Source organism: Paenibacillus melissococcoides, assembly GCA_944800085.1.
GTDB classification, from domain to species: domain Bacteria; phylum Bacillota; class Bacilli; order Paenibacillales; family Paenibacillaceae; genus Paenibacillus_B; species Paenibacillus_B melissococcoides.
Genome location: CALYLO010000008.1, coordinates 283,161 through 294,829 on the forward strand (window position 1 = coordinate 283,161; position 11,669 = coordinate 294,829).

At 57.7% G+C, this 11,669-nt stretch carries 7 protein-coding genes, 1 pseudogene and 1 riboswitch; of the genes and pseudogenes, 3 read left to right on the top strand and 5 right to left on the bottom strand.

The features are described 5' to 3' along the window. Positions 1 to 20: 20 nt before the first annotated feature. The 5 genes and pseudogenes from OCY70_RS26205 to OCY70_RS26225 form a co-directional block, all read right to left on the bottom strand. The gene (locus OCY70_RS26205; protein ID WP_213429524.1) at positions 21 to 1,256 is read right to left on the bottom strand and encodes a PTS sugar transporter subunit IIC; all 1,236 of its coding nucleotides are present in this window, start codon (positions 1,254 to 1,256) and stop codon (positions 21 to 23) included. Between the two features lie 196 nt (positions 1,257 to 1,452). Continuing rightward, positions 1,453 to 4,032: a GH39 family glycosyl hydrolase gene (locus OCY70_RS26210; RefSeq protein ID WP_306433958.1), complete on the bottom strand. Its 2,580-nt coding sequence runs from the start codon at positions 4,030 to 4,032 to the stop codon at positions 1,453 to 1,455. A gap of 23 nt (positions 4,033 to 4,055) precedes the next feature. After that, positions 4,056 to 5,093 (bottom strand): cytochrome d ubiquinol oxidase subunit II, encoded by a 1,038-nt coding sequence (locus OCY70_RS26215; protein ID WP_213429523.1) that lies wholly within the window; start codon positions 5,091 to 5,093, stop codon positions 4,056 to 4,058. Continuing rightward, positions 5,090 to 6,463, bottom strand: a pseudogene (locus tag OCY70_RS26220) (cytochrome ubiquinol oxidase subunit I). Before OCY70_RS26220 ends, OCY70_RS26215 begins: the two are co-directional and overlap by 4 nt. Before the next feature lie 148 nt (positions 6,464 to 6,611). Then, a complete protein-coding gene (locus tag OCY70_RS26225) occupies positions 6,612 to 8,063 on the bottom strand; it encodes an amino acid permease (RefSeq protein WP_213429522.1) in 1,452 nt (483 codons plus the stop codon). A gap of 117 nt (positions 8,064 to 8,180) precedes the next feature. Next, a riboswitch (Lysine riboswitch) is annotated at positions 8,181 to 8,367 on the bottom strand. A 337-nt stretch (positions 8,368 to 8,704) separates the two neighbouring features. On the opposite strand from OCY70_RS26225, the gene OCY70_RS26230 reads away from it, so the two are divergent. The 3 genes from OCY70_RS26230 (at position 8,705) to OCY70_RS26240 (ending at position 11,227) form a co-directional block, all read left to right on the top strand. Next, positions 8,705 to 9,400, top strand: a complete 696-nt coding sequence (locus tag OCY70_RS26230; RefSeq protein ID WP_213429521.1) for an N-acetylmannosamine-6-phosphate 2-epimerase — start codon at positions 8,705 to 8,707, stop codon at positions 9,398 to 9,400. A gap of 69 nt (positions 9,401 to 9,469) precedes the next feature. Continuing rightward, positions 9,470 to 10,348: an ROK family protein gene (locus OCY70_RS26235; protein WP_213429520.1), complete on the top strand. Its 879-nt coding sequence runs from the start codon at positions 9,470 to 9,472 to the stop codon at positions 10,346 to 10,348. Between the two features lie 15 nt (positions 10,349 to 10,363). Beyond that, positions 10,364 to 11,227 carry a MurR/RpiR family transcriptional regulator gene (locus OCY70_RS26240; RefSeq protein ID WP_306433957.1) on the top strand — a complete coding sequence of 288 codons (864 nt, stop codon included), beginning with the start codon at positions 10,364 to 10,366 and terminating at the stop codon, positions 11,225 to 11,227. Positions 11,228 to 11,669 lie beyond the last annotated feature (442 nt).

The window sequence follows — 11,669 nt, forward strand, 5'->3', positions numbered from 1 at the left end:
TATTATGCTATCGTAGTTTTTTATCGTTGCGTTTGTTGTTCTTTTTTGCATTCCTGCATGTCGTACGCTTTGAAGAAAGGGAACCAGACAGCGAACATGATGAGCAGGACCGCCGCCAATAAGATCAAGCCCCCGATTCCCGACACGATGTACGTTGAGATGCCAAGCGGGGTATACCACATCTGGAACAGCTGGCTTGGAATGGCGGCAAGCCCAAGATCCAGCGCGACATAGACGATAATCGGAACAATCAATCCGTTGATCCACATCGGGATCATCAAGATCGGATTGAACGCGATCGGGGCGCCATAGATGACCGGCTCGTTGATATTGAACAGCGAGGGCACCAGCGTCGTCTTGCCGATTGCGCTCAGCCGCTTCGATTTGGCGAAGAGGAACCAGATGACCAGCGGCAGCGTGGCGCCCATGCCGCCTACCCCGACCCAGCCGGAGAAGAAGGTCTCGAAGGTATTGATATTCGTTGGCTCCAAGCCCTGGGCGACAGCGGCGGCGTTGGCTTCGATGGCCGGCAGCCAGATCGCGTAAAATATCGGCATCAGCACCCAGGGGCTGACTCCGAAGGAATACAGGAACACGCCGATGAAATTGAACAGCACGAACCCGATTAAGCTTTGACTAATCTGATTCAACGGTTCGAACACATTCAAGATCAGGACGAAGATATCGAACTGCAGCGGATACGTCAGAATCCATCCGGCCAACAAGATCAGGGCAATCGGCACGAGAAAGTCGAACCAATCGACGATGAACTCCGGAAGACTCGTATCTTTTTTGAAAAAAGAAAACCGGTGAAAGGCGCTAAAGATAACGGCGACAAGCACGCCGACGATGAGCGAAGTGAACATGCCGCTCGGTCCGAACCGCTCCAGCATGAAGCTGATCGTTCCATCTTCCCCGAATTCCGGCTTCAGCAGCATCAGGTAGAAGGATAGTCCGGTACAACCCGCGATCAGCTTGATTTTATGGCGTTCTTTCTGCTCCATCACTTTATAAGGGGTGAGAAAAGCGATGAATAGCCCCAGCAGGCCGAAGCTGAAGGTTGAGACCGGCGACAAATCCGGCATTCCCGGGATAAAATCATTGAGAATGGACAGCAGCGTAATCAAAGAGCCGATAAACACCATCGGCAGAGCAATCATGATCGAGTCCTGGATCGAGGCAACCCATACATTTTTCGTGAATGTATCTAATCTGGGGGCAAAACGTTCATTCATCCACTTCATAAACCGATCCATAGGCCGTTCCTCCTTATGTTGATTCATTCGTGCACATCCCCAGTGTAGATGAAAATGAATGCGCTTTCTTGGCCTTTATTGCCGACCCGGGGGGCGTTTTTTGTTCTTCTGGCCGCCGCGAACCGGAACGGGAAGCGGAGGATGCGGCCCGAGACAGCAAAAAACACCCTCTCGTTGCAAAAGGGTGTCTTCCACTTCAATATTGGCGCTGCAAGGTCACAAGCTGCACGCCATGCGGCGGAATCACGAAGCGGCGGTCGAAGGAAGAGATGCCTTCGAGGAACTCCACCGTGACGGCCGGCCCCGTTCTCCGCCGTAAATAATCGATTTCCTCCTCGCTCGGCGCGCCGGGAGCGCCCATGCGCACCCACTCGTCGAACAGCGAGCCATGATCGCGGTCGAGCCGGTACGTTGTCGCCTTATAGTCCCCCGACAGCCCGCCGAGATGAAGCGCGACTTCCAGATCCCCTTTTTCCTCAAATACCGTATATCTGTCCCGCTCCGTCAGCCCGGACCAATCGCCGCTCGCGAACAAGGGATCGACATGAACGTAATGGTATAACAGAATCGAATAGTCGCCGCCCGCTGCCGTAATGGCATACCCGTCGCCCTGCCGGAGAAGGTTCCCCCTCAGCTTGGCAAGAAGCTCGAACGCGTAGTAGGCGGGCTTCCTTAATCCATTGCTGTTGATTAAGCCGAAGCCGCCGTGCAAGATGGCGGGAACGGCCTGGCTCTCCTCGAACACGTCCGTGAACGACCAGAAGCCGAGCGAGTGAAGATTCCCATGAGACTGGAGCGCATGCCGCAAAATGAACGGAGCCATGAACATGGTGTCGTGAATATAATTCCGGTCGTAGAGCGAGAAGTTCCACTCCGTCACATGCAGTTCCGGCATCACGGGGAGCTGTGCGGCCTGGAGCTTGCCGCGGACCCGCTCGATCGTCCTGCCGTAAAAATCAGGCGGCATAATGGTCGTCAGGCGGGCTTCATATTTGGTGAACGGGTACTCGGAATAGACGTGGAACGAGAAGAAATCAAGCGGCGCTTGGGAGATCCGGCAATAGTCGAAAAAATCTTCCGCCCATGTATCGTTCCATATCGATCCGTATCCGAGCGCGGGACCGCCCGTTCTCAGATCGGGATCCACCGATTTGACCGCCTCCGCCGTAGCCTGGTAAAAGCGAAAGTACTCCTCCCGCGTTCCCGCCCAGCAGATGCCTTCCAGGTCCGGCTCGTTCCACACCTCAAAATACCACTGCTTCACTTCCTCCAGCCCGTACCGGTTCACGCAATGGCGCACAAACTGGCGCACCAGCTCCGTCCATTTGTCCATGTCGCGGGGCGGCGAGATGTTGCCCTTCCACCAAAAAATGGTCTCGTCGGAGCGGCGCAGCAGCGAAGGCATGAAGCCCAGCTCGACAAACGGCCTTGTTCCGGCGCTCAGCAGAAAGTCATACAGCCGATCCACATAAGACCAGTTGTAGACGGGCGCGCCGTCTTCCGTCTCGTTGTAGATCATCATCTCGTCGCTGAAAATTCCGTGAAAGCGAATGTGGCGGAACCTCAGCCTGGACTGCATCTCCCGGAACTGCTCCTGCCAATCGGCGCGGAGTCCCTCGATCGCCCGCCCGGCCGTGGTGAGCATCCTCCAGTTGGGATCGTAGGGATGAACCGGATCATCCGCGTGAACATCAATGGAGATGCTGTCGCTGGCCAGCGGCCGGCTGAGCGGCAGCTCATGGCCGCGCCCCAGATAAGCGTACAAGGAATCCATCGCCTGGATCGTGTCGATATCGTAATAAGCGCCATTGATCGGGCCCGTGCTTATATTCCAGCGGCTGCTTTTTTTAAGCGTGTCCCGCTCCTGCTTCTCCCGGTAGCCTGTCGGGGTCGCGCCATACTTTTCCTTGAAATAGGTGTTGAAGGCTTTTACATTGGCGAAGCCGCATTCCGAAGCGATCTGCGTCACGGTTTTGTTGGTGCCCGCGAGCAGTTCGGCGGATTTCTCCAAGCGGATGAGCGTCAAGTATTTTTGGAACGGGATGCCGATCTTGTCTTTGAAAAAATGGGAAAAATAGTGCAGGCTTAAATGCTCCTGCCGCGCGATATCCTGAAGCGTGATTTTTTGGCTGTAATGCTTATCTATATATTGAAGCACCCGGTTCAATCGTCTGAGTTCGTACTCGTTGCCTGGTTCGGCTCCCGGTTCGCCGTCAGGAAGCGACGCATGCGGGAAGGAACGCGCAAGATGCCCGATCAGCATATGCAGCAGCCCTACGGCGCACGAGCGGTAGCCGGGCGGCTTCTTGTTCAGCTCCCACGCCATTCGCGCCAGGTAATGGCGGAGCTTGTCATGCTCAGGCTTGCCGTCGGCCCCGCGGTCAAGCGAACTGCAATGAATATGCATGGGCCGCTCAAGCAGCTCGGGACTGAACTGCAGGGTTAGCAATACGTTGTCCTGGCCCGTCTTTTCGATTTTGTGCGCGGACAAGCTGTTGATGAACAGGAAATCGCCGGGATGATATTCATGATTGTCCCGGCCGACATAGATCCGCACGCTCCCCTGCAGGACGCAGATCATCTCCACCTCTTTGTGCCAATGGAAATGAACATGATCGACGCTGTTGACGAACATGCGGAACGGCATGTCATCCTGGTGTTCGATGAACTCGTACAAGTATTTCATGGTATTCCTCCTCGCAAGCGCGGCATCGTTCGATTCGCACTTGATCCGAACGGACGGCTGCGCCCATTGCTCCTTCATCCGCACTTTCACTGTAGCACGAGCTCCCGCTCCTGTCATTCCGTCTCGTTCTCGAAGTAGCGCCGGTCCTTCAAAAACAGCTTCCAGAACAAATAAAAGACCGGGACGAGGAGCAGGGCGCTGACGATATAGCTGATGAGCAGCGAGCGGAAGATCGCCGGATTCGTGATGCTCGCTTCAATCGTCAGCTCCGGGTAAATAATGTACGGCAAATGAGCTCTCCCGTACGCGTAGCTGGCGAAGGCGTACTGCAAAATGACGAGCGCGACGGCGGCCCGGGAATGCCCCTTCCAGCCGTCCCGGCGCGGGACGAACAGACAGGCATAACCGATGGCGAAGGCGGCCGCGGACAGCGCGAAGCCGAGCCATTGCTGGCGGAAGCCCTCGACGATCCAGGCAGCTTCCGGCTGGACGGTAAGCGTGACGGCGATCGCGGTCAGCAGGCTGAAGGGCCCGAAGATGACGGCCCAGCGCCGGTAGATGCGGTAGGTCGCGGCATCGCGCGCCTCGCGGGAGTAATCGGCCAGGAACAGGGCCGAGAAGAACAGCTCCGTCGCGTAGCCGAAGGCGAGATGGGCATACAGCGTCGGGCTGGCCAGCAGCTTCCCGAAGTCGAGCGTCATGCCGCCGTCCGGGTGCTCTATGATGAAGCCGCCGAGCGTCACGGGGAGCACCGAGACGAGCAGCCCGGGGATGAGCAGCCCGGTCACGCCCGAGATGATGCTGATCGTCCGCCCGTACCGGTGGACGGAATAGCCATACACGAGGAAGGCGCTGCGGAGCGTGAGCAGCACGAGCACGAGACAGACGGGGACGAGCAGCACGGAAGCGAGCCCGAGCGTCGCCCCGGGGAAAAAGCCGACGAGCGCGACAACGAACAGGACCAGGAACGTGTTGGTGACTTTCCACGAAGGAGACAAATACCGGTTGGCCAGCTCGGCGGCCCGGCCGTCCTCGCTGCGGCGGCCATAGATCATCGACCAAAAGCCGGCTCCGAAATCGACGGAGCCGAGCAGACTGTAGACGAACAGGAACACCCACAATATCGAAATCGCGATCGTGGCATCGGTCATGTAAAGGCCTCCTCCGTATGCGGACGGTCATGGTCCGGCGTCGGCTCCTGCAGCTCCGCGGAGACGGGATGCCGCCGGAAGTAGAAGCGAAGCACGAGCGCCGTCAGCACGAGCAGCAGCACATAGATCCCGACGAAGAGGAGGAACAAGGAGCCCATATCGCCGCTCTGCAGTGCCGCCTCCGACGTGCGCTGGATGCGATAGATCGTCCACGGCTGGCGCGCGGAGCAACTGAAAATCCAGCCGGTCTCGATGGACAGCAGCGACAGCGGTCCGGTGACGGCCAGCGCATAGCGCAGCCAGCGCGGATAAGGGCGCGGCGATTGGCGCGTGAACGCGCGCCACAGCACGACCGCAAGCGACAGCCCGAGCAGGCCGAAGCCGATCACGACCATCAGGTTGAACAAGGTGTGGACGAAGAGCGGCGGCCAATCCTCGCGCGGAATCTCATTGAGCCCCTTCACCTCGGCGTCGAACCGGTTCGAGGCGAGGAAGCTGAGCAGGCCCGGGAATTCGATGCCGTATTTGATCGTCTGCGTCTCGGGATCGGGAATGCCGCCGAGGACGAGCGGCGCATGGGTCGTCGTCTCGAACTAGGCCTCGGCCGCAGCCAGCTTCTCCGGATTGTGGCGGTACATCGACTGGGCGGCGGCATGGCCGTTCACCGCGGTGGCGAGCGTCATGACGAGCCCGATGACGAGGCCGAGCATGAGCCCCTTGCGGTGATAGGCGGCTTCCCGCTCCGTCACATTGCGTTTGAGAAGGCGCCAGGCCGCGACGGTCACGACGAAGAAGGCGCCGGTCATATAGGCCGTACTGAGCACGTGCAGCGCCGAGGTCGCATACGACGGATTGAAGAAGGCCGCCCAAGGATCGACGTCGGCAATCTTCCCGTCGGCGACGCGGAAGCCGGCCGGCGTATTCATCCAGGCCTGGGCGGCCGTAATCAGCGCGGCGGAGGCGCTGGCTCCGACCATGACGAAGAAGACGCTCAGGATGCGCATGCCATGGGTCAAGCGATCGGCCGCATAGAAGTAGATGGCCATAAATAAAGCCTCGAAGAAAAAGGCCCAGATCTCGATCTGGAACGGAAGCGCGATGACTTGGCCGACGATCTCCATGAAGCCCGGCCACAAGAGGGCGAGCATGACGCCGACGATGGTGCCTGAGGGAATGGCGACCCCGAGCAGGATGCCCAGCGTTTTGGTCCAGCGCTTCGCCATGATCGCATAATCCGAGTCCTTCTTGCGCCAGTACATAATCTCCGCGAAGACGATCATGAGCGACATGCCGACCCCCAGCGTCGCGAATATAATGTGGAAGGCCATCGACGTGCCGAACAGGGAGCGGGTCATCGTAACGGAATCCATACATACACACCTCTTCTGCTGTCATTTCCGCCTAGTGTGTGGAAAATAGGTGCGGAATATGCATGATTACCCAGTTCGCCGGCACGCAAAAAGCCCGCTTGCGCTATCGGGAATATCCCCGGCGCAAGCGGGCCTGATTAAATTCTCGTCAGGAGTCGAATTTGCATTCCTCCAGCGGAATCATTTTCGTCCGGTGCTTCCATTTGTAACCGAGCCAGACGGACAGGAAGATCGGAAGACCGATATAGGTCATCAACAATCCCTTCCAGTCGATGCCCTCCCCGGTGAAGGCCTGATAGTTCTGGCCGACGATGACGATCATACAGAGCGCGAAGGCGAACAGCGGGCCGAACGGGAAGAATCTCGCCTTATAAGGCAATTCCTTCAGATCGTGGCCCTGCTTCACGAAGGCCCGCCGGAAGCGGTAATGGCTGACCGCGATGCCGAGCCAGGCGATGAAGCCGCACATGCCGGAGGCGTTCAAGAGCCAGATGTAGACGACGCCGTCGCCGAAGAAGCTGGCCAGGAAGGCGAGCATCCCGATAATCGTCGTGACGATAAGCGCATTGATCGGCACGCCCCGCTTGTTCAGCTTGCTCAGGAACTTGGGCGCCTTGCCCTCCTTCGCGAGCACCCAGAGGACCCGCGTCGAGGCATACATGCCCGAGTTGCCGGCAGACAGCACGGAGGTCAGAATGACGGCGTTCATAATCGCGGCTGCGAACGCGAATCCGGCCTTCTCGAAGACGAGCGTGAACGGACTCGTGTTGATGCTGTCCACATCGCTGGCCAGCAGGCTCGGATGGGTGTACGGAATCAGCAGCGCGATGACGAAGATGGCGCACACGTAGAACAGCAGGATCCGCCAGAACACCTGCCGGATGGCGCGCGGCACGCTCTCGCGCGGATTCTCGCTCTCGCCGGCGGCGACCCCGACGAGCTCGGTGCCCTGGAACGAGTACCCTGCCGCCATGAAGACGCCGAGCAAGGCGAAGAATCCGCCGTGGAACGGTCCGTCCCCGATCCGGAAATTTTCGAAGCCGACGCGTTCGCTGCCCAGGATGCCGAAGATCATAAGCACGCCGACGGCGAGGAAAATAAGGACTGTGGCGATTTTAATGATCGCGAACCAATATTCGGACTCCCCGTAGCCTTTGACCGACAAATAATTCAGCAGGAAAATGATGCTGAGGAACAGCAGGCTCCATAAAAAGGAATTGCTGTCGGGGAACCAGTATTTAATGATGAGCGTAGCGGCGACCAGCTCCGAGGCGATCGTAATCGCCCAGTTGAACCAGAAATTCCAACCGAGCGCGAACCCGAACGACGGATCGACGAAGCGGGTCGCATAGGTGCTGAACGATCCGGGATCCGGCATATAGGTGGCCAGCTCGCCCAGACTGGTCATCAGGAAGTAGACCATGATGCCGACGGCGATATAGGCGACGAGCGCGCCGCCCGGTCCCGCTTGGGCGATGGCCCCGCCGCTGGCCAGGAACAGCCCTGTGCCGATGGAGCCCCCAAGCGCGATCATCGTAATATGACGGGTCTTCAGGCTGCGGCGCAGCCCGGACTGCCGATTATCTTCAGTTGCTTTCATTGCGTAAAACCCTGCCTTCCTTCTTGATTGAATTGCTTCGGAAGGAGCGGCGACATGACAAAAAACCGTTCGAGCGTATCACGTCCGACGGTTAGACCGTCCCCATCATACCCTTCCATAAAAGATAGCGCACCATACGGGATCGGGTAATCCCGAATGACAGTGCTGCGCCTTTCGGCAACAGCCCCAGCCTGCGTGCCGGAAGATGCCCGCAGACTTCGGCGGTGGTTCCTTTCCCTCTGCCTCCTCGGCGCTTCCCGCCTCCGCAGAGCTACTTCTAACAACCGCAACCTCTACCTCATCTCGGATAGGATGAGGATTTGCATATTGTGCACAATGGCACGTTATATTGGTTAAGTATAAAGAATACCCCAGGGGGAATCAATGACAAATGTTGCCGAAAGTTTGCATGATATGTCGAATGTCATTTCGAGCTCACAAAGAGCTGAGCATATTCATGGTGTTGACGAAAGCCCTGAATTGGGTAGGGTGGGCTAGAAATTGGATAGAAGTCGCGGAAAGAAATTTTTTTCAAAAATAAAATAGAAAAAGAAAATAATTTACTATATGGCGAAAGGTGATATAGTAAGGATAACTTCAGAGTGAAGAAAAACACATTAATAACGTGGAGATGCATACAGATGAACAGAACTGCCAATGTATTTGAACAGGTCAAAGGGAAGCTGATCGTGTCTTGCCAGGCGCTGCCGGATGAGCCGCTGCACAGCCCGTTCATTATGGGACGAATGGCGTATGCCGCCTTCCTCGGCGGAGCGGCGGGAATCCGCGCGAACAGCGTCGAAGATATTCAGGAGATCAAGAAGCAGGTCAAGCTGCCGATCATCGGCATTATCAAGCAGGATTATGAAGGCTCGGACGTATTCATTACCCCGACGGACCGGGAAGTCGGACTGCTCTATCGCGAAGGGGTCGATATTATCGCCATTGACGCGACGGATCGGGTGCGGCCGGACGGAACGACGATTTCCGAGCAGTTCCCGCAGCTGAAAGCGAAGTACCCGGATCAATTATTTATGGCGGATTGCTCCACATATGAGGAGGCCATGACGGCGATCGAGCTGGGTTTCGACTGCGTCGGCACAACGCTGAGCGGCTATACCGACGCGACCCGGGGCAAGGCGCTTCCGGACTTCGAGCTGCTCGGGAAGCTGGCGGCCGCTTCCTCCGTCCCGGTCATCGCGGAAGGCGGGATCTCGACGCCGGAGGAGCTGAAGCGGGCCTTCGATCTCGGCGTGCATACGGCTGTCGTCGGCTCGGCGATTACGAGACCGATGGAGATTACGAAGCGCTTCGTGAAGGCCATTGAGCGGGGTTGAACTGCATCGTCGAGTTATGATGTTCTGATGTTTTCTATACAGCGCATATAGAAGGGCAGGGCGTTCGTTATGAAAATTGTGGCGGCGGATATTGGCGGGACTTCGACCAAGATCGGCCTGTGCGACGAGTCGGGGCGGATGGAGCGGTTCCAGGAATATGAGACCGAGAGCAAGCGCGGCGGCGAGCATGTCATCGGGAAGCTGATTCACCGCCTGGAGGAGTACAGCGGCTATGACGCGATTGCCGTCAGCACGGCGGGACAGGTCGATGCGGACGCGGGCGTCATCGTCTATGCCAATGAAAATATTCCGGGGTATACGGGGTTGCGCATCGCGGACAGGCTGACGGAGCGGTTCGGCAAGCCGGTCCGGGTCGAGAACGATGTCAATGCGGCGGCGCTGGGCGAGGGGCGCTTCGGCGCCGGCCGGTCCTACGCCGACTTCCTGTGTCTGACCTACGGCACGGGCATCGGCGGCGCGATCGTCATGAATGGCGATATTTACCAGGGCGCCAATGGCGTGGCCGCCGAGTTCGGCCATATGATGACCCATGCATGGGCGGAACGCCGCGATCCGGGCTTCAAGCCGTATTACGAGAAATTCGCCTCGACAACGGCCTTGGTTCAGATGGCGCGGCAGGTTGACCCGGAATGTACCAACGGGCGGATATTATTTGATAAAATAGACAAGGGCAACGAGCCGCTGCGGCGCGTCGTCGACGACTGGATTACGGAAGTCGCGGCCGGGCTGGCGTCCATCGTCCATATCTTCAATCCTTCCGCCATCGTGGTCGGCGGCGGGGTCATGGAGCGGGACGAGCTGGTCCGCCAGGCGGAAGCGCGGACGAAGGAGTTCATTATGGACAGCTTCGCCGGGGTCCGGATCGTCAAGGCTTCGCTCGGGAACAAGGCGGGGCTATTGGGCGCCGCATCGCGGTTTTTGCCGTAATTAGACATCAGGGGGGTGGATGCACTGCGCAATGTAAGTATTTTGACTCGCATTCATTCCATGTATAATTCCTTCACGAACACCGAGCGTAAAGTAGCGGATTATATATTGGAGCATACGAGAAGCTTCATCTACATGTCCATTACCGATCTGGCCGATGTCTGCGGGGTCGGCGAATCAAGCATTTTCCGGTTCTGCAAGTCGCTCAATTTCAAGGGCTATCAAGAGTTCAAGATCGCCTTGGCCCACAGCAGTACGGTGGAAAATGAAATCCCGCAGCTCACCGAGCAGATCGGGATGGACGACACGATCGAGCAGGTGGCATCCAAAGTATTGACCACGAATGTCAACGCGATCAACGAGACCTACGATCTCCTCAAGGCGGACGATATCGAGAAGGCGATCGACTACATGGTCCAGGCGGAGCGCATTCATTTTTTTGGCGTAGGCACGTCCTTGATTACCGCGCTGGAAGCGAAGAACAAATTTATGCGCATCACGAGAAAGACGGAGTGCTCCTTCGACTCCCATCTTCAGATGATGTCGGCCGCCCTCATGACCGAGCGCGACGTGGCGGTCATGTTCTCGTACTCGGGCTCGACCAAGGATACGATCGAGGTCGCGAAGAAGGTAAAGGAGAAGGGGGCCAAGCTCATCTCCATCACCCGCTTCGTCAAATCTCCGCTGACGACGCACTCGGATGTGACGCTTCTCTCCGGAGCGAATGAGGGTCCGCTCCAGGGCGGCTCCTTGTCCGCGAAGATCGCGCAGCTGTACTTGCTGGACGTGCTGTATGTCGAGTATTTCAAGCGCATGTATCAGGAATCGATCGACAACAAGGAGAGCACGGCCAACGCCGTCATTGAGAAGCTGCTGTAGGGAGCGCGGGTAAGGGGAACGGGGCGGCGTGGCGTCCTCCTCTGGCTCCCCTTAACTTACCCGTATAGATCGCCATTTTGGATTGTTATGGCTTGAGCCGGAGAGCAGTCGCTGCAGACTGCTCTTTTTTATGTGTGGCGTGCCCAGCGAAGCACGCATCATCTAGCCGGTGAAAGTCCGGTCACGGGAGGAGCCAAGTCCCCGTGTAGCTAGGATACCTGCGTACGGAGAAATCTGTACGTAGAAGCGTATCGACGAAAGTACCTGTCGGAGACAGGGCGAGCAACAGGCCAGGCCGTAACATGAAGTGAATCCTGCCGCGTCGTCAAAAAGGCCTCGCAAGAGGGAAAAGAGGAAGCCGAGTCCCGCGCATATGGACGAAGGCCAAGGAAGCTGGTTAGAACTTGGAGCGGCAGCGAAGAATCCTCCGGCGTATGGGGAG

Excerpts from the sequence above, each read along its gene's own strand:
- OCY70_RS26205 (WP_213429524.1), bottom strand. The coding sequence starts at position 1,256 with ATGGATCGGTTTATGAAGTGGATGAATGAACGTTTTGCCCCCAGATTA.
- OCY70_RS26215 (WP_213429523.1), bottom strand. The coding sequence starts at position 5,093 with ATGACCGATGCCACGATCGCGATTTCGATATTGTGGGTGTTCCTGTTC.
- OCY70_RS26225 (WP_213429522.1), bottom strand. The coding sequence starts at position 8,063 with ATGAAAGCAACTGAAGATAATCGGCAGTCCGGGCTGCGCCGCAGCCTG.
- OCY70_RS26230 (WP_213429521.1), top strand. The coding sequence starts at position 8,705 with ATGAACAGAACTGCCAATGTATTTGAACAGGTCAAAGGGAAGCTGATC.
- OCY70_RS26235 (WP_213429520.1), top strand. The coding sequence starts at position 9,470 with ATGAAAATTGTGGCGGCGGATATTGGCGGGACTTCGACCAAGATCGGC.